The sequence below is a fragment of the Klebsiella sp. 141161 genome, assembly GCF_050600815.1.
GTDB classification, from domain to species: Bacteria; Pseudomonadota; Gammaproteobacteria; order Enterobacterales; family Enterobacteriaceae; genus Klebsiella; species Klebsiella aerogenes.
This window is the reverse complement of the sequence record NZ_JAQIRN010000002.1, coordinates 533,352-549,109: the sequence shown is the minus strand read 5'-3', so window position 1 is coordinate 549,109 and position 15,758 is coordinate 533,352. Positions and strand designations below refer to the sequence as shown.

General features: G+C 55.7%; 19 protein-coding genes and 1 riboswitch. Of the genes, 10 read left to right on the top strand and 9 right to left on the bottom strand.

The annotated features are described in order from the left end of the window. Positions 1-51 precede the first annotated feature (51 nt). Positions 52-201, bottom strand: a complete 150-nt coding sequence (locus PGR79_RS07225; RefSeq protein ID WP_316424706.1) for a hypothetical protein — start codon at positions 199-201, stop codon at positions 52-54. On the opposite strand from PGR79_RS07225, the gene glgS reads away from it, so the two are divergent. Then, the gene (gene glgS, locus PGR79_RS07220) at positions 193-390 is read left to right on the top strand and encodes a cell surface composition regulator GlgS (protein WP_087859826.1); all 198 of its coding nucleotides are present in this window, start codon (positions 193-195) and stop codon (positions 388-390) included. The genes PGR79_RS07225 and glgS overlap by 9 nt on opposite strands. 193 nt (positions 391-583) lie before the next feature. On the opposite strand, the gene ubiK is transcribed toward glgS, so the two are convergent. Next, the gene (gene ubiK / locus PGR79_RS07215; protein ID WP_015369643.1) at positions 584-853 is read right to left on the bottom strand and encodes a ubiquinone biosynthesis accessory factor UbiK; all 270 of its coding nucleotides are present in this window, start codon (positions 851-853) and stop codon (positions 584-586) included. A gap of 127 nt (positions 854-980) precedes the next feature. Continuing rightward, positions 981-1,132: riboswitch (FMN riboswitch) on the top strand. Positions 1,133-1,237: 105 nt separating this feature from the next. Between ubiK and ribB the strand changes: the two genes are divergently transcribed. Then, the gene (ribB, locus tag PGR79_RS07210) at positions 1,238-1,891 is read left to right on the top strand and encodes a 3,4-dihydroxy-2-butanone-4-phosphate synthase (RefSeq protein WP_015703517.1); all 654 of its coding nucleotides are present in this window, start codon (positions 1,238-1,240) and stop codon (positions 1,889-1,891) included. A 205-nt stretch (positions 1,892-2,096) separates the two neighbouring features. Then, positions 2,097-2,891 carry a 4,5-DOPA dioxygenase extradiol gene (ygiD, locus tag PGR79_RS07205; RefSeq protein ID WP_087859824.1) on the top strand — a complete coding sequence of 265 codons (795 nt, stop codon included), beginning with the start codon at positions 2,097-2,099 and terminating at the stop codon, positions 2,889-2,891. Positions 2,892-2,946: 55 nt separating this feature from the next. Here the strand turns inward: ygiD and PGR79_RS07200 are convergent, their stop codons facing one another. The 3 genes from PGR79_RS07200 to tolC all read right to left on the bottom strand — a co-directional run bounded on the left by PGR79_RS07200 (position 2,947) and on the right by tolC (position 6,432). After that, complete coding sequence (locus tag PGR79_RS07200; protein WP_430921351.1) at positions 2,947-4,107, bottom strand: glutathionylspermidine synthase family protein; 1,161 nt, start codon at positions 4,105-4,107, stop codon at positions 2,947-2,949. A gap of 5 nt (positions 4,108-4,112) precedes the next feature. Then, entirely contained in the window at positions 4,113-4,784 is a 672-nt protein-coding gene (locus PGR79_RS07195; protein ID WP_015369647.1) for a DUF1190 family protein, read from the bottom strand. A gap of 166 nt (positions 4,785-4,950) precedes the next feature. Continuing rightward, entirely contained in the window at positions 4,951-6,432 is a 1,482-nt protein-coding gene (gene tolC / locus PGR79_RS07190; RefSeq protein ID WP_045392183.1) for an outer membrane channel protein TolC, read from the bottom strand. A gap of 195 nt (positions 6,433-6,627) precedes the next feature. Between tolC and nudF the strand changes: the two genes are divergently transcribed. From nudF to parE, 5 genes are read left to right on the top strand one after another with little or no spacing between them, the layout of a single operon-like run. After that, complete coding sequence (gene nudF / locus PGR79_RS07185; RefSeq protein ID WP_015369649.1) at positions 6,628-7,257, top strand: ADP-ribose diphosphatase; 630 nt, start codon at positions 6,628-6,630, stop codon at positions 7,255-7,257. Position 7,258: 1 nt separating this feature from the next. Further along, on the top strand, positions 7,259-7,681 hold the full coding sequence (locus tag PGR79_RS07180; protein ID WP_015703512.1) for a DUF1249 family protein: 423 nt from the start codon (positions 7,259-7,261) through the stop codon (positions 7,679-7,681). A gap of 24 nt (positions 7,682-7,705) precedes the next feature. Further along, the gene (gene cpdA, locus PGR79_RS07175) at positions 7,706-8,533 is read left to right on the top strand and encodes a 3',5'-cyclic-AMP phosphodiesterase (RefSeq protein ID WP_087859822.1); all 828 of its coding nucleotides are present in this window, start codon (positions 7,706-7,708) and stop codon (positions 8,531-8,533) included. Beyond that, entirely contained in the window at positions 8,533-9,108 is a 576-nt protein-coding gene (gene yqiA, locus PGR79_RS07170; RefSeq protein WP_213316621.1) for an esterase YqiA, read from the top strand. Before cpdA ends, yqiA begins: the two co-directional genes overlap by 1 nt. A 30-nt stretch (positions 9,109-9,138) precedes the next feature. Further along, complete coding sequence (gene parE / locus PGR79_RS07165; protein WP_015369653.1) at positions 9,139-11,034, top strand: DNA topoisomerase IV subunit B; 1,896 nt, start codon at positions 9,139-9,141, stop codon at positions 11,032-11,034. Positions 11,035-11,098: 64 nt separating this feature from the next. On the opposite strand, the gene PGR79_RS07160 is transcribed toward parE, so the two are convergent. From PGR79_RS07160 to qseB, 4 genes are all read right to left on the bottom strand, one after another. Beyond that, entirely contained in the window at positions 11,099-11,413 is a 315-nt protein-coding gene (locus tag PGR79_RS07160) for a putative quinol monooxygenase (RefSeq protein ID WP_213316620.1), read from the bottom strand. 81 nt (positions 11,414-11,494) lie between these two features. Continuing rightward, positions 11,495-12,076, bottom strand: coding sequence for an NAD(P)H-dependent oxidoreductase (locus tag PGR79_RS07155; RefSeq protein ID WP_020077910.1), 582 nt, complete (start codon positions 12,074-12,076; stop codon positions 11,495-11,497). Between the two features lie 106 nt (positions 12,077-12,182). Then, positions 12,183-13,532, bottom strand: coding sequence for a quorum sensing histidine kinase QseC (qseC, locus tag PGR79_RS07150; RefSeq protein WP_430921349.1), 1,350 nt, complete (start codon positions 13,530-13,532; stop codon positions 12,183-12,185). Continuing rightward, a complete protein-coding gene (gene qseB, locus PGR79_RS07145) occupies positions 13,529-14,188 on the bottom strand; it encodes a quorum sensing response regulator transcription factor QseB (protein ID WP_113373073.1) in 660 nt (219 codons plus the stop codon). The genes qseC and qseB overlap by 4 nt, the downstream gene beginning before the upstream one ends. 150 nt (positions 14,189-14,338) lie before the next feature. Between qseB and PGR79_RS07140 the strand changes: the two genes are divergently transcribed. Together PGR79_RS07140 and PGR79_RS07135 are read left to right on the top strand one after the other, a co-directional pair. Next, a complete protein-coding gene (locus PGR79_RS07140) occupies positions 14,339-14,734 on the top strand; it encodes a YgiW/YdeI family stress tolerance OB fold protein (RefSeq protein ID WP_015369658.1) in 396 nt (131 codons plus the stop codon). Positions 14,735-14,811: 77 nt separating this feature from the next. Then, on the top strand, positions 14,812-15,681 hold the full coding sequence (locus PGR79_RS07135) for an AraC family transcriptional regulator (RefSeq protein ID WP_113373072.1): 870 nt from the start codon (positions 14,812-14,814) through the stop codon (positions 15,679-15,681). Positions 15,682-15,758: the final 77 nt, after the last annotated feature.

Here is a 15,758-nt window from a genome sequence, read left to right as displayed (position 1 = left end):
AGCGGTCTACAACGGCCTGCGGGGATACCTTCGCGGGCCGTTTTTATTTAATCATGCGGAAAATGATTTAGCGCAATAAACAACCCGGTTAAGCGCATTTTTCGTACAAAGTGCGTTAAGGTAAGCGTAAATACTGAAGTGAGTAAAAGGCATATGACCAATCAGAACGCCAACGGCTGAAGGAGTATGCGGATGAACCATAACGATATGTATTCTATGAAGAACTTCGATTTTCTGGCACGTAGTTTCGCCAGGATGCACGCACAGGGCCACTCGGTTGATCTTCAGGCTATTGTCGGCAATATGGATGAGGAACATCGTGAATGGTTTTGCCAACGCTATGAGCTTTATTGTCGCCAGGTGAATAGCACGGCCGAGCTAGAGCACTAAGCCAAATGAAAACGGGCCATCAGGCCCGTCAGACTGCTGACAAAGAAGGAAAAAGCGTGGTTTTTCCTTCTTTGTGGTTATCAGCCGAAAATCAATAAATTGATTTTCCATGTTTTTCATCTGCTGCAATCTGTAACTGCAAAGGTTGCATGAGATTTGTCATCAATCTCAAACGGGCCATCAGGCCCGTTTTTTATTGCTGTTCTTCGCTCTTCGGGGCAGCTGAGCGGCTTTCCAGATCGCTAATGCGCTGCTCAAGTAAAGCCAGCTTTTCGCGGGTGCGCAGCAGAACCTGTGTTTGCACATCGAACTCTTCGCGGCTGACCAAATCCAGGCGAGTTAACTGCGATTGCAGTACCTGGCGGATTTTCTTTTCTACGTCATCTCCAAGATCGCGAAGGCCTTTCGGCATCGATTCATGGACCTGGCGGGCGATTTGTTCAATTTTTTTCGGGTCAATCATGGCGGATTCCTGCGCTGGTCTAGTTACAGTTCATTGTAGTGCGAACGGGAGCGCCTATAAACCACAAATGTCAGATGTATAGCGAGTAGCCATTGATGAAGATAGTTAATGGCGTTATAGTTATCTCGCTTATTCTCAGGGCGGGGCGAAATTCCCCACCGGCGGTAAATCAACCTATGCGTTGAAAGCCCGCGAGCGCTTCCTGTGAAAACGGGAAGGTCAGCAGATCCGGTGTAATTCCGGGGCCGACGGTTAAAGTCCGGATGGGAGAGAGTAACGGCTCAGTCGGATTACGATCCGCTTGCGTTGACTTTTGCCGCTAAACCGGCACTCCTAAGACTGCCCTGATTCTGGTAACCATAATTTTAATGAGGTTTTTTTACCATGAATCAGACGCTCCTTTCTTCTTTTGGTACCGCTTTTGAACGTGTGGAACACGCTTTAGACGCACTGCGCGAAGGCCGCGGTGTGATGGTGCTTGATGATGAAGACCGTGAAAACGAAGGCGATATGATCTTCGCCGCCGAAACCATGACCGTTGAGCAAATGGCGCTGACCATTCGTCACGGCAGCGGCATTGTCTGCCTGTGCCTGACCGAAGACCGCCGCAAGCAGCTTGACCTGCCGATGATGGTGGAGAACAACACCAGCGCCTACGGCACCGGCTTTACCGTGACCATCGAAGCGGCAGAAGGCGTAACCACCGGCGTATCCGCCGCTGACCGCATCACGACCGTGCGCGCCGCCATTGCCGATGGCGCGAAACCTTCCGATCTCAACCGTCCGGGCCACGTCTTCCCGCTGCGCGCGCAGCCAGGCGGCGTAATGACCCGCGGCGGCCACACTGAAGCGACCATCGACCTGGTGACCCTTGCGGGCTTTAAACCGGCAGGCGTTCTCTGTGAACTGACTAACGACGATGGCACCATGGCGCGCGCGCCGGAGTGCATCAAGTTCGCTCAGCAGCACAACATGGCCGTGGTCACCATTGAAGACCTGGTGGCTTACCGCCGCGAGCACGATCGCAAAGCCAGCTAAGTTGCCGCTGCTTTGATGACAAGCCCACTTTACGGTGGGCTTTGTTGTTTCTGGGGCGAGCTAATATGCTTTCTCTGCGGGTACATGGGAGAGATTTTTCACCTTCAAATTTTCTGATGATGATCATCACGCTTATCTGAGTTTATCTGCGGCTAAAAGCGCGTAATGTGAAGGAATCAAATACTCCCTACTGAAGGATACCATCATGTCCCGTACCCGTATGCCAGCGTTGTTTTTAGGCCATGGTAGCCCGATGAACGTGCTGGAAGATAATATTTATACCCGCGCCTGGCGTCATCTCGGCGAAACGCTGCCGCGTCCAAAGGCTATCGTGGTTATCTCCGCGCACTGGTTTACCCGCGGGACGGGCGTGACGGCGATGGAAGCGCCGAAAACCATTCATGATTTTGGCGGTTTCCCGCAGGCCTTATACGATACGCACTACCCTGCGCCGGGATCGCCGGAGCTGGCGCAGCATCTGGTTGATCTGCTGGCGCCGGTACCCGTTGCCCTCGATAAAGAGGCGTGGGGTTTTGATCACGGTTCGTGGGGCGTGCTGATCAAAATGTACCCTGATGCCGATATTCCCATGGTTCAGTTAAGTATCGATAGCACCAAGCCCGCGGCGTGGCATCTGGAGATGGGGCGTAAGCTGGCGTCGCTGCGTGATGAAGGCATTATGCTGGTGGCGAGCGGCAACGTGGTACATAACCTGCGCACCGCACGCTGGCATGGCGAAAGTACGCCGTATCCGTGGGCCGAGTCGTTTAACGACTATGTGAAAGCGAATTTAACCTGGAAAGGGCCGGTCGACGCGCATCCGCTGGTGAACTATTTAAGCCACGAAGGCGGATCGCTCTCTAACCCAACGGCTGAGCACTTCCTGCCGCTGCTCTATATTCTGGGGGCGTGGGATGGCGAAGAGCCGATAACGATCCCGGTCGAAGGGATGGAGATGGGGTCGCTAAGTATGCTGTCGGTGGTGGTGGGTGCCGCGTAACGGCAGCTATCGCACATGAAAAAACCCCGGCCACTCAGGTTGCCGGGGTTTGCCGTTATTCGACGAAAATGTGCGGATAGAAACGCGAAAGATCCTGGGTGATCAGCGCCCGATCTTCACGAATGCCGATCCCGGCAGGCTGGTCGTTAATAAGCCAGCTGCCAATCAGCGTAAAGCTATCGCCAAATTTCGGCAGCGGATAAAACTCCTGCACGATAGTGCCTTCTTCCCCGTATGGGCCTTCCACCGCTTCCACCACTTTGCCATTTTCAACGATTGACACGTTAGCGCCTTCGCGGGAGAAAATCGGCTTAATGACGTACTTCTCAAGCTGCGGATGGTTATCTTCGCTGAAGTAAGCCGCCAACAGGTTAGGGTGGTTGGGGAACATTTCCCACAGCATCGGCAGCAGCGCTTTATTGGAGATAATGCTCTTCCACGCTGGCTCCAGCCAGCGTACGCCGGCGTCTTCCAGCTTGGTGGAGAACATCTCGCGCAGCATAAATTCCCACGGATAAAGCTTGAACAGATTGCCGATGACCTGATCCTGCAAATCGGTAAACTGGCCTTTCTCGCCAAGACCGATATCTTCGATATACAAGAACTCGGTGGCGACGCCCGCTTCTGCCGCACAGTCCTGCAGATATTGCACGGTGCCGCGGTCTTCAACGGTATCGCGGCAGCAGGCCATATGCAGCAGTTGGAAGCCAAACTGTTCACGCAGCTCGCCGAAGCGTTCAATCAGTTTTTCCTGCAGGCTGTTGAACTGATCGCTGTCGGCAGGCAAATTACCGGCGTTAAGCTGATCTTCTAGCCAGATCCATTGAAAGAACGCTGCTTCATATAGCGAGGTTGGCGTATCCGCGTTGTTCTCCAGCAGCTTCGGCTCGCCCACGCCATCCCAGGCCAGATCCAGACGCGAGTACAGCGACGGCTGGTTGGTTTTCCACGACTGACGCACAAAGCCCCAGGTGTGTTTAGGGATGCGGAATTTGGTCATCAGCTCGTCGCTGGCGATCACTTTCTCAACGACCTGTAGACACATTTGATGCAGCTCGGCGGTGACCGCTTCGAGCTTTTCAACCTGCGCCAGCGTCAGCTTGTAGTAGGCCTCTTCGCTCCAGTACGGCTCGCCGTACATGGTGTGAAAATTGAAGCCATACTCGGTCGCTTTCTCGCGCCAGTCCGGGCGCTCGGTAATGCTGATTCTTTCCATGCCGCTTAACCGCCCATCGAGCGTGAAGAGGAGCTGGAGCCCGCGGCACTACGCTGCATCGTCGATTGCTTAGCAACGGATTCGCCAAAACCGCCGCGGGTGACGGTCGTCGTGGTGGCCGGCTTCGGCGCCATCGCGGTTTTCGGCACGTTCATGGTACGACCCGGTTGCGCCGCGCCGTAACTCTTACCGCTGGCATCGGTGTACTGGCCGTAGGCCGGGCTGGCCGGGTTTTTCGAACTAAACAGCGGCTGCTGCGCGGCCATGCCACCGCCCATCAGGCGGCCCATCATGTAACCGGCCATCAGCGGCATCCAGAAGCTGCCGCTGCTTTGCGCCTGCGCCTGGTTTTCCGGGGCGACGCCCGCCTGAGCCGGCGCCTGCTGGCATTGGCCTTCGCCGAACTCGGCGACACAGTCTTCACGGCTGGCGTATTTCGGCGCGGTGCGCGCGGCTTCTTTCACCGCGTTATTGTAGGCGGTGGTGCACTCTGCGGCTTTGCTTGGGTTAGCCGCGGAGCAGTCATCGGCGTTCTGATACAGAGAAACCGTCTCGTCAGTTTTTTCGCAACCGGCGAGCATAAAGACGGCGGTGACGGCAAGGGCGACCGGCGTCAGGTGGCGAGCGCTCCAGCTTTTGCGGAACGACGCATGATTAATATTTTTTGTCCGTTTCATATTTGTCTTCCAGGACCCAGTGGTAGTGCGTTTGTCAACGCTCAGGATAGAGTATGAGTGGTGGAAAATGAAGCGAAAGAGGGGAAAAGCGGGGGTCTTTACGTTGTCTTACGTTTTACGCCCCGCCTGAGCCGAAGGCCAGACGAGGCGTAATCACGTTCAACGATTAGTGACTAAACGGATTGGAACCGCTGGTCTTCGTCGTACGGGCGGCAGCCGGCTGTGCGGAGGCGGTGTTCGCATAACCGTCAGCAGCGGCGTCCTGCTGCGGGTTTTCCGGCGCGACGCTGTCTGGTGAAGTCGGAATCGCTTTACCCAGCGTGTTGTTCAGCGCAATCAGATCCTGTTCGTTCAGCGTACCAAGAGCAGACTTAATGTTCAGCTCGTTGATCAGGTAGTTATAACGGGCGTTGGAGAGCTGCTGCTTGGCGTTGTACAGCGTGGTGGTCGCATCCAACACGTCAACGATGGTACGCGTACCCACCGAATAACCCGCTTCCATCGCATCCAGGGAGCTCTGCGCAGAGACCACCGCCTGTTTGTAGGCATTGATGCTGCTGATGGAGGCATTCACGTTGTTAAACGACGAACGCACGGTCTGCACCACGCTGCGGTGCGCGCTTTCCAGCTGCTCGCTGGCGCCGACGAAGTTGTACTGCGCCTGTTTCACCTGCGAGTTAACCATCCCGCCCTGATACAGCGGCAGAGAGAAGTTCAGGCCGATTTGGTTCTGGCCGGCATCGTTATCTTTATACTGTTGAATGCTAGTCTGAGAATTAGCATGAGTTTTTGAACCACTATAACTGGTATTCGATACCGAACTTGAAGCGGATAGACTAAGTGTTGGCAAATGACCATCCTGCGCCTGGCGAATCTGCTCACGCGCCAGATCCTGGTTCAGACGCGCCTGCAGCAGCGACAGGTTGCGGTTTTCCGCTTCCTTCAGCAGCGCGTTCACCGCCTGCGGTTTGTTGGTTTTGAAACCGTTAACGTTCAGCGACGCCAGCTCCGGATAGTAGTTGCCGGTGACCTGACGCAGCTCTTCAACGGCGTTGTCGAGGTCGTTACGCGCGGTCACTTCATTTGCCAGCACGGCGTCGTATTGTGAGCGGGCGTTCTGCACGTCGGTGATGGCAACCAGGCCCACGTTAAAACGCTGGGTGGTTTGATCCAACTGGCGGTAGATGGCCTGTTTCTGGGCTTCGGTATAGGAGAGCGTATCGATAGCGGCCAGAACTTTAAAGTAAGCCGTCGCGGTATTCAGAATCAGCGTTTGCTGGTCAGTCTGATAGGTGACATCCTGAATGCCCGCCGCTTTTTCCTGCAGGGTCAGCGCGCGCCATTTCGACATATCGAACAGGGTTTGCGTTAACTGCAGTGAACCACTGGTGACATTGGAATTAAGACCGTTACTGTCACGGAATCCATTGGTATAGGTATAATCCGCGCCCAGACCGAGTTGCGGCAGTAATGGGCTACGCGCTTCGTTGATTTTTTCGAATGCAGCATCGCGATCGGCTGCCGATTTACGCAGATCAGGGTTGCTAATACGCGCCTGCTGATAAACCTGCAACAGGTTCTCTGCCTGGCTCATGGCGCTGAAGCCAGTCAGGCCCAGGCCGATAAGGATGGGAAAAAGTTTCTTCATTTGCATTCCTTGTTGTGAAGCATTTAGCGCTACTCAAATTCTAAAAATAATCGCTGATTGTATCGACTCTGTCGCCGTAAAAAGTTGGCGTTACGTGCCATAGGGCGGTAATTTGCACCAATCTAACATACAGGCTGTAAAACGGTAGCCAAACGGCCTATAAATCCCTACTTTCGGATGAGCAGGACACAGACAATGAGCAAACCCAATCAGCAGGGAATTACCTTCTCTAAAAACGATGTAGAAATTATTGCACGCGAAACGCTTTATCGCGGTTTTTTTTCGCTCGATTTGTATCGTTTTCGCCATCGCCTGTTTAACGGCGGGATGAGCGGCGAGGTGACCCGCGAAATTTTTGAGCGCGGGCACGCCGCGGTCTTGCTACCCTTTGACCCGGTACGCGATGAAGTTGTGCTGGTCGAGCAGATCCGCATTGCCGCCTATGATACCAGCGAGAGCCCGTGGCTGCTGGAAATGGTCGCCGGGATGATAGAAGAAGGCGAAACGGTAGAGGATGTCGCCCGCCGCGAAGCGCTGGAAGAGGCCGGGCTTGAAGTTGGGCGTACCAAACCAATATTAAGCTATCTGGCAAGCCCTGGCGGCACCAGCGAACGGTTATCGATCCTGGTGGGCGAAGTTGATGCATCGACGGCAAAAGGCATTCACGGCCTGGCCGAAGAAAACGAGGATATTCGGGTGCATGTGGTGAGCCGGGAACAGGCTTACCAGTGGGTAGAAGAGGGGAAAATCGACAACGCAGCTTCTGTCATCGCCCTGCAATGGCTGCAGCTGCATTATCATAGCTTACGAAACGAGTGGAAATAATATGAAGCGTTATACACCTGACTTCCCGGAAATGATGCGCCTGTGCGAAACCAATTTCGCCCAGCTGCGCCGCCTGTTGCCTCGCACTGAGGCGGTTGGCGATATGGCGAACTATCAGGTGGGTGCGGCGCAATACCGATTAACGGTGGTCGAATCGACCCGCTACACTACATTAGTGACAATAGAACAGACTATGCCTGCGGTGAGCTACTGGAGCCTGCCGTCAATGACGGTGCGCCTGTATCACGACGCCATGGTGGCTGAAGTGTGTTCAAGTCAGCAGATTTTTCGCTTCAAAGCGAGATATGATTATCCTAATAAAAAGTTGCATCAACGCGACGAAAAGCATCAAATTAATCAGTTTCTGGCCGACTGGCTGCGTTACTGTTTAGCACATGGAGCGATGGCGATTCCGGTTTGTTAGCGTCGTGAAACCTAAGGACACCATTTGGAAAGCCTGTTAAACCTACCTCTGGCTGGTGAGGCCAGAGTCAGGATATTACAAATTACTGATACTCACCTGTTTGCTGAAAAACATGAAACGCTGTTGGGTATCAATACCTGGGAAAGTTATCAGGCTGTATTGGATGCGATACATGCCTCACAGCGTGAATGCGACCTGATTGTAGCAACAGGCGATCTGGCGCAAGACCACTCTGCCGCGGCCTATCAGCATTTCGCTGAAGGCATCGCGAGCTTTGCCGCACCCTGCGTCTGGCTGCCGGGAAACCATGATTTCCAACCGGCGATGTACAGCACGCTGCACGATGCCGGCATCTCCCCCGCAAAACGCGTCCTGTTGGGCGACCATTGGCAAATCCTGCTGCTGGACAGCCAGGTCTTTGGCGTGCCTCACGGCGAGCTGAGCGATTTCCAACTGGAGTGGCTTGAGCATCAATTGAATGCGGAACCTGAGCGCTACACGCTGCTGTTACTGCATCATCATCCGCTGCCGGCGGGCTGTAGCTGGCTCGATCAGCATAGCCTGCGCAACGCCGGCGCGTTAGATCACATCCTGAGCAACTATCCGCGGGTTAAGCACCTGCTGTGTGGCCATATTCACCAGGAGCTGGATCTCGACTGGAACGGGCGGCGGATGATGGCGACGCCATCGACCTGCGTACAGTTTAAGCCGCACTGCGCTAATTTCACCCTCGATACCGTCTCTCCTGGCTGGCGCTGGCTTGAGCTGCATCCCGATGGCGCGTTGACGACTGAAGTCTGTCGTCTCAGCGGCGCCGAGTTTCACCCGGATATCGCTTCAGAAGGATACTGATGTCTACTCTTCTTTATCTGCACGGATTTAACAGCTCGCCGCGCTCGGCAAAAGCGACGGCGCTGAAAACGTGGCTGACGCAGCACCACCCGGAAATTAACATGGTGGTGCCGGAACTGCCTGCTTTCCCGGCGCAGGCGGCAGAGATGCTGGAAGCTATCGTGCTGGAGCACGGCGGCGAGCCGTTAGGCGTGGTGGGGTCGTCATTGGGCGGCTACTACGCTACCTGGCTGTCGCAATGTTTTATGCTGCCGGCGGTGGTGATTAACCCGGCGGTGCGGCCATTTGAACTGCTGAACAATTTTCTTGGCCCCAATGAGAATCCGTACACCGGGCAGCAATATGTGCTAGAGTCTCGCCATATTTACGATCTTAAAGTCATGCATATCGACCCGCTGGAAGCGCCTGACCTTATCTGGTTATTGCAGCAAACGGGCGATGAAGTGCTTGATTACCGCCAGGCTGTTGACTACTTCGCCTCCTGCCGTCAAACGGTCGAGGAGGGCGGTAATCACGCATTTGTTGGCTTTGAAGATCATTTCACCCAGATTATCGATTTTCTGGGCCTGCGCTAAGCGGTTCAGAACGACCTACGAATACACACCATGACGCAATCTTCATATAACGCTGATGCCATTGAGGTACTCACCGGGCTTGAGCCGGTTCGCCGCCGCCCGGGAATGTACACCGACACAACCCGTCCTAACCATCTTGGTCAGGAAGTTATTGATAACAGTGTGGATGAAGCACTGGCTGGTCACGCCAAACGCGTGGAGGTCATCCTTCATGCCGATCAATCGTTGGAAGTTATCGACGATGGGCGCGGGATGCCGGTTGATATCCACCCGGAAGAAGGGGTTCCGGCGGTTGAGCTGATCCTTTGTCGGCTGCACGCGGGCGGGAAGTTTTCCAACAAGAACTACCAGTTCTCCGGTGGCCTGCATGGGGTGGGGATTTCTGTCGTCAACGCCTTGTCTAAACGCGTGGAAGTCAACGTGCGCCGCGATGGCCAGGTCTACAGCATCGCCTTTGAGAACGGGGAAAAAGTTGAAGACCTGCGCGTCACCGGCACCTGCGGTAAACGCAACACCGGGACCAGCGTCCATTTCTGGCCAGATGAAAGCTTCTTCGATAGCCCGCGTTTCTCCGTCTCGCGGCTAACTCACCTGTTAAAAGCGAAAGCGGTGCTGTGCCCGGGCGTGGAAATTGTTTTCCGCGACCAGGTGAACAACAGCGAACAGCGCTGGTGCTATGCGGACGGCCTTAATGATTATCTGTGCGAGGCGGTCAATGGCCTGCCGCTGCTGCCGGAAAAACCGTTTGTCGGTAACTTCTCCGGCGAAACGGAAGCGGTGGATTGGGCGCTGCTGTGGCTGCCGGAAGGCGGCGAACTGCTGACTGAAAGCTACGTAAACCTGATCCCGACCATGCAGGGCGGTACGCACGTTAACGGTCTGCGTCAGGGGTTGCTCGACGCGATGCGCGAGTTTTGCGAATACCGCAATATTCTGCCGCGCGGCGTGAAGCTGTCGGCGGAAGATATCTGGGATCGCTGCGCGTACGTACTGTCGGTGAAAATGCAGGATCCGCAGTTCGCCGGGCAGACTAAAGAACGTCTGTCGTCGCGTCAGTGCGCGGCATTCGTCTCCGGGGTGGTTAAAGACGCCTTCAGCCTGTGGCTGAATCAGAACGTACAGGCTGCGGAGCTGCTGGCGGAAATGGCCATTTCCAGCGCTCAGCGTCGCCTGCGCGCCGCCAAGAAAGTGGTGCGCAAAAAGCTCACCAGCGGCCCGGCGCTGCCGGGTAAGCTGGCGGATTGCACCGCGCAGGACCTGAACCGCACCGAACTGTTCCTCGTCGAAGGGGATTCTGCGGGCGGTTCGGCGAAACAGGCGCGCGACCGTGAATATCAGGCGATCATGCCGCTGAAAGGCAAGATCCTGAATACCTGGGAAGTCTCTTCCGATGAAGTGCTCGCTTCGCAAGAGGTGCACGACATTTCGGTGGCGATTGGTATCGACCCGGATAGCGATGATTTAAGCCAGCTGCGTTACGGTAAAATCTGTATTCTCGCCGATGCCGACTCGGATGGTCTGCACATCGCTACCCTGCTGTGCGCGCTGTTCGTGAAGCATTTCCGTACCCTGGTGAAAGAGGGGCACGTGTACGTCGCGCTGCCGCCGCTGTATCGTATCGACCTGGGTAAAGAGGTTTACTACGCGCTGACGGAAGAAGAAAAAGCCGGCGTGCTGGAGCAGTTGAAGCGTAAGAAGGGTAAGCCGAACGTACAGCGCTTTAAAGGGCTGGGCGAGATGAACCCGATGCAGCTACGTGAAACCACGCTCGACCCGAACACCCGCCGCCTGGTGCAGCTCATCATCACCGATGAAGACGAGCAGCAAACGACCGCGGTGATGGATATGCTGTTGGCCAAGAAGCGTTCTGAAGACCGTCGCAACTGGCTGCAGGAAAAAGGCGATATGGCGGATCTCGAAGCCTAAGCCGACGTCAGCCGCCAGATGCGAAAAAGGGAGCCTGAGGCTCCCTTTTTTACTTCTGCCGGGCTTATACGCCAGCCTGCAGAATGCGGATGCTGGTTTCCAGCACGTCGCCTTTGACCGCTTCAGCGTAAGCCTTCATGTGCGGCGTTTGCAGATGCGCTTCAAGATGCGCGACGCTTTCCCACTGCTCGACCATGACGATCGAATCCGGGGCGGAAGTCTGGAAACTCACGCCGGCAGCGTGGTCAACCAGCGGCGTGTAGCCGTGGCAGCCTTCTTCCTGCAGTACCACTGGGACAATTTTAGCGAACTGATCCAGTACCGCCTGACGGTGGTGTTGGCCCGGACGAGTACGAATTTCGGCAATCACTGTTAACATGGTTAACTCAACTCCTTCTGTGTGTAAACTCGCCATACTTCAAGGTTAGTGACTTGAATAACAGCGAGTGTAGACATCTAGTTAACCAAAAATCTCGGCCAGATGCTTGCGATATTCTGCGATGACGTGGGGAACGTCAGGCATTTTAATCACGTCGTTGGCGATAAAGGTCGGCATCGCGCTCATGCCAAGGAACTGATTGGCTTTGTGGAACGGCAGGTAAACGCCATCAACGCCGACGCCGTGGAAGAATTGATCTTTATCGGTGAAGGCTTCCATCGGCGCATTCCAGGTCAGCGACAGCATGTACTGTTTGCCTTGAATCAATCCGCCGGAGCCATATTTTTTGCTGTCATCGGAGCGGGTACGGCCATCGCTGGCGTACAGAGAACCATGGCCTTCGGTGAAGACGTCATCCATGTACTTTTTCACGGTCCACGGCGCGCCCATCCACCAGCCCGGCATCTGCCAGATAACCACATCGGCCCACAGGAAATTCTGCACTTCTTCTTTTACATCGTACTCGCTTTCCGCGCGGACGATTTTAACATCATGCCCGACGTCGCGCAGATAACCATCCGCGACCTCGGTCAGGGTGTCGTTTAATTGGCCATTAGAGTGAGCGAATTTTTTCGCCCCGTTGATAATCAGGATATTGCTCATTTTTTGCCCTCAATCTATTAAATTTGTCGGCAATTTTACCCCGCGAAGCGGGGCAGTAAAATGAGCAAAATGTGCAAAGTCTTTTGCATTTTTGGCAATAATGCGGCTACCAGTAAACGCGCGCCTCGAAGCCGCCGCCGCGCGCGTTAGCAAAATCAACCCGCATACCGTGCAGCGAGGCGATGCGGCGAACGATCGATAAGCCTAATCCGCTGCCGGGGGCGTCCTGGCCCGGCGGACGATAAAAACGCTCGCCAATGCGCGCCAGGGCTTGCGGACTAATGCCTGGACCATTGTCGCGAACCCGGAACTCGCGGGCGGAAAGCGTAATATCCACCCGGCTACCGCGCGGGCTATAGCGCACGGCATTATCCAGCAGGTTGCGTACCAGTAGGCTTAGCAGCAGCGGCTGGCCGGTACGGACGATATTGCTGGCATTCAGATGCAGGCGTAGCTCAATGGCGGACTGCTGCGCGTGGTGATACATCTCCATCACCGCCGACTGCAGCAGGTCGTCGATGGCGACCGGCTGCACGTCATCCAGTTGCGCCAGGGAATCCAACCGCGACAGCGTAAGTAATTGATCGACCAGTCGGGTAGCGCGGTCGATGCCCTGATGTAATTGCGCCAACGCTTTATCCCGACCTTCAGGATCGTCCATTGAAAGCTGGGCAACTTCGGTTTGCACTTTCAGCGCCGCCAGCGGGCTGCGCAACTCATGGGCGGCATCAGAGGTAAAGCGGCGCTCGCGCAGCATGGTTTCGTGGGTACGGCTGAACAGTTGGTTCAGGGCATCGACCAGCGGGCGAACTTCTGAAGGGATTTTGTCGTCCGACAGACGTTCCGCCGAGTCCGGCGCGCGCTGGTGCAGGGTGCGAGCCAGTTTCTTCAACGGCGCCAGCTCGCGGCTTAATAGTACGATGAGCAACACGAACATCAGCGGTAGCGCGACCAGCCACGGCGTGAGCTGCGAGGTCACGATATCCATCGCCATTTCCCGGCGATAATCCCACTCCTGACCGACGGCGATACGATGGCGGCCGTCAGCGGTGGTCAGCCACAAGAAGCGCCATTGGTCGTCATCGCCGCGCAGGTAGCCATCGCTGAAGCCTTCGCGCTGCGAGCCCCATTGAATGTCTTCGCCGTTTTCACCATCGTTAAGCACCATTTTCCCGTCGCGGGTGAAGAGAGCGAAGGCCAGCGCGTCATCATCAAGATGGCCGTGTTTAACTTTTTTCTTTTCGCGGATCTGCGCCGGTCGCGTCTGCAGCTCATCGACATTCATCGCGCTCAGGCGGCGGGCGAAGAGCAGTTGTTGGGTATCAAACAGCTTATCCAGCTTTTCACTGGTCTGCTGCCAGGCGATAACGCTGGCGATCCCCCAGGCGGCGCTGGTGAGCAGGACAAACAGCAGCGTCAGGCGCAGGCGCAGGCTTAAACGGGCGAGTCGTTTCATGCGTCACCCAGGGTATAGCCGATGCCGTGCACGGTGCGGATAAAACCGCTGCCGAGTTTGCGCCGCAGATGATGAACGTGTACTTCCACGGCGTTGCTGGAGACCTCGTCGTCCCAGTTATAGAGTTTTTCCTCGATAAGCTTACGCGGCAACACGCGCCCGGCGTTGCGCATAAGCAGTTCCAGCAGGGCGAACTCCTTAGGCTTCAGCGCCAGGCTTTCGCCGTCGAGGCTGGCGGTTAAGCGGTTTGGATCGAGGCTCACCTTGCCGTGGCGTAGCTCGCTGCTGCTCTGGCCGTGAGCGCGGCGGATCAGCGCTTCGAGACGCGCCGCCACCTCTATCAGGGCGAAGGGTTTACACAGATAGTCATCGGCGCCGAGCTGTAGCCCTTCGATCCGCTGGCTCAGCGCGTCGCGGGCGGTGAGGATCAGCACGGGTTCATTACGGCCTTTATCGCGCCATTCGCGCAGAATATCGAGGCCGTCAATGCCGGGGAGGGTAAGGTCAAGTATCGCGGCGTCGTAAGGGGCGCTATATAAGGCATTTTTGCCCTCCTGGCCTGCGGTGAACCAGTCGATACTGAAGCCCATTTTGCTCAGCCCGGCTTTGATGCCGTCGCCGATCAGTTTGTCATCTTCTACCAATAATATGCGCATGTTTCCCTCCGCCGATCCCGTTTCTTTGCGCAGTAAACCGCGTTGAAGTAGGGGATGTACAGCATTAAAATTTCTTTTTTCCGCTTAAGAAGTCGTTAAGTTTTGTCAGGCGTAATAGGAGCCATACCAACACAAAAGGGAGAATATAAGATGAAAAAAATTGCTGCGATGACCGCGATTATTGCTTTGGTTTCCATGCCGGTACTGGCCGCCGGGCAGGGTGGATTCACCGGGCCGTCGACTACCACCACCTCGCAGGCCGGCGGCTTCACCGGGCCGAGCGGCGCGGTGACCACCGTGGCGAACGCCAAGTCGCTGCGTGATGACACCTGGGTGACCCTGCGCGGTAAAATCGTCGAGCGCATCTCTGATGACCTGTATAAATTCCAGGATGCCTCCGGCGTGGTGAACGTCGATATCGACCACAAGCGCTGGAACGGCGTCACCGTCGGCCCGCAGGATACGGTAGAAATTCAGGGTGAAGTCGATAAAGACTGGAACTCGGTCGAGATCGACGTGAAGCAGATCCGTAAAATCACGCCATAACGCCCGCGCCAGAGTGCGCAAGATCGGTCAGGAATCGCTATCCTCGCTCTGGCAGAGTGTGTCGCGTGGAGGAGACGATGAACGATATTAAGGCCAGCCCGGCGTACGTCGGGCGTTTTCAGCGAGTCTGTTTGTACATTGAGAACCATCTTGATGAGCCGCTAACGCTGGAGGCGCTGAGCGCGATTGCGTATAGCTCGCCTTACCATTTTCACCGGCAATTTAGCGCGTATACCGGCGTTCCGCTGTACCGGTATATTCAGTGGTTACGCCTGCGGCGCGCCTGTTGGCGCCTGGCCTTCAACCCGCACGATAAAATCATCGATATTGCCCTTGATGCCGGATTTCAAAATTCGGAGTCGTTCAGTCGCGCCTTCCGTACCGCGTTTGATCAAAGCCCGACTCAGTTCCGTCAGCGACCGGATTGGGCCGAGTGGCATCGACGCGTACCGAAACATACGCTACAGGAGCAAACTTCGATGGACGTAAACATCATTCAATTTCCAGCTACAAGGGTCGCCATACTACAACATCGCGGGAGCCCGGACCTGGTCAACGCCACCGCCGCGCGTTTTATCGCATGGCGTAAAACGAGCGGGCTGTCGCCAGTCGCCACCAGCGAAACCTGGGGCATTGCCTGGGACGATCCGCAAACAACGCCAGGCGACGCATTTCGTTTTGATATCTGCGGTACCGTCGATCGGCCGATTAGCGAAAACGCGTTTGGCGTGATTAACGGCGAGATCCCGGCAGGCCGTTGCGCCGTGGCCCGCCACCACGGTTCGCTGGACACGCTGGCGCAAAGCGTCTGGTTCCTCTATCGCGACTGGCTACCCGCCGCCGGGGAGACGCTAAGGGATTTTCCGGTGTACTTCCGCTACCTCAATTTTGTGCATGAAGTTGGCGAGCATGAACTCCGCACCGATATTTATTTGCCGCTAGCCTGATTGATATCCTCATCCTCTTTAACCGATCTCACTTCCTGTGACTCAGGGCGTGAGATCGGGTATTATCGCGGGTAGTT

What these genes read in the sequence shown, in the direction of transcription:
- PGR79_RS07155 (WP_020077910.1), bottom strand. Translation starts at nt 12,076, where the DNA reads ATGAGCAATATCCTGATTATCAACGGGGCGAAAAAATTCGCTCACTCT.
- nudF (WP_015369649.1), top strand. Translation starts at nt 6,628, where the DNA reads ATGAGCAAACCCAATCAGCAGGGAATTACCTTCTCTAAAAACGATGTA.
- glgS (WP_087859826.1), top strand. Translation starts at nt 193, where the DNA reads ATGAACCATAACGATATGTATTCTATGAAGAACTTCGATTTTCTGGCA.
- ribB (WP_015703517.1), top strand. Translation starts at nt 1,238, where the DNA reads ATGAATCAGACGCTCCTTTCTTCTTTTGGTACCGCTTTTGAACGTGTG.
- PGR79_RS07200 (WP_430921351.1), bottom strand. Translation starts at nt 4,107, where the DNA reads ATGGAAAGAATCAGCATTACCGAGCGCCCGGACTGGCGCGAGAAAGCG.
- yqiA (WP_213316621.1), top strand. Translation starts at nt 8,533, where the DNA reads ATGTCTACTCTTCTTTATCTGCACGGATTTAACAGCTCGCCGCGCTCG.
- PGR79_RS07225 (WP_316424706.1), bottom strand. Translation starts at nt 201, where the DNA reads ATGGTTCATCCGCATACTCCTTCAGCCGTTGGCGTTCTGATTGGTCAT.
- PGR79_RS07195 (WP_015369647.1), bottom strand. Translation starts at nt 4,784, where the DNA reads ATGAAACGGACAAAAAATATTAATCATGCGTCGTTCCGCAAAAGCTGG.
- qseB (WP_113373073.1), bottom strand. Translation starts at nt 14,188, where the DNA reads ATGCGCATATTATTGGTAGAAGATGACAAACTGATCGGCGACGGCATC.
- parE (WP_015369653.1), top strand. Translation starts at nt 9,139, where the DNA reads ATGACGCAATCTTCATATAACGCTGATGCCATTGAGGTACTCACCGGG.
- qseC (WP_430921349.1), bottom strand. Translation starts at nt 13,532, where the DNA reads ATGAAACGACTCGCCCGTTTAAGCCTGCGCCTGCGCCTGACGCTGCTG.
- PGR79_RS07180 (WP_015703512.1), top strand. Translation starts at nt 7,259, where the DNA reads ATGAAGCGTTATACACCTGACTTCCCGGAAATGATGCGCCTGTGCGAA.
- ygiD (WP_087859824.1), top strand. Translation starts at nt 2,097, where the DNA reads ATGTCCCGTACCCGTATGCCAGCGTTGTTTTTAGGCCATGGTAGCCCG.
- PGR79_RS07140 (WP_015369658.1), top strand. Translation starts at nt 14,339, where the DNA reads ATGAAAAAAATTGCTGCGATGACCGCGATTATTGCTTTGGTTTCCATG.
- ubiK (WP_015369643.1), bottom strand. Translation starts at nt 853, where the DNA reads ATGATTGACCCGAAAAAAATTGAACAAATCGCCCGCCAGGTCCATGAA.
- tolC (WP_045392183.1), bottom strand. Translation starts at nt 6,432, where the DNA reads ATGAAGAAACTTTTTCCCATCCTTATCGGCCTGGGCCTGACTGGCTTC.
- PGR79_RS07135 (WP_113373072.1), top strand. Translation starts at nt 14,812, where the DNA reads ATGAACGATATTAAGGCCAGCCCGGCGTACGTCGGGCGTTTTCAGCGA.
- PGR79_RS07160 (WP_213316620.1), bottom strand. Translation starts at nt 11,413, where the DNA reads ATGTTAACAGTGATTGCCGAAATTCGTACTCGTCCGGGCCAACACCAC.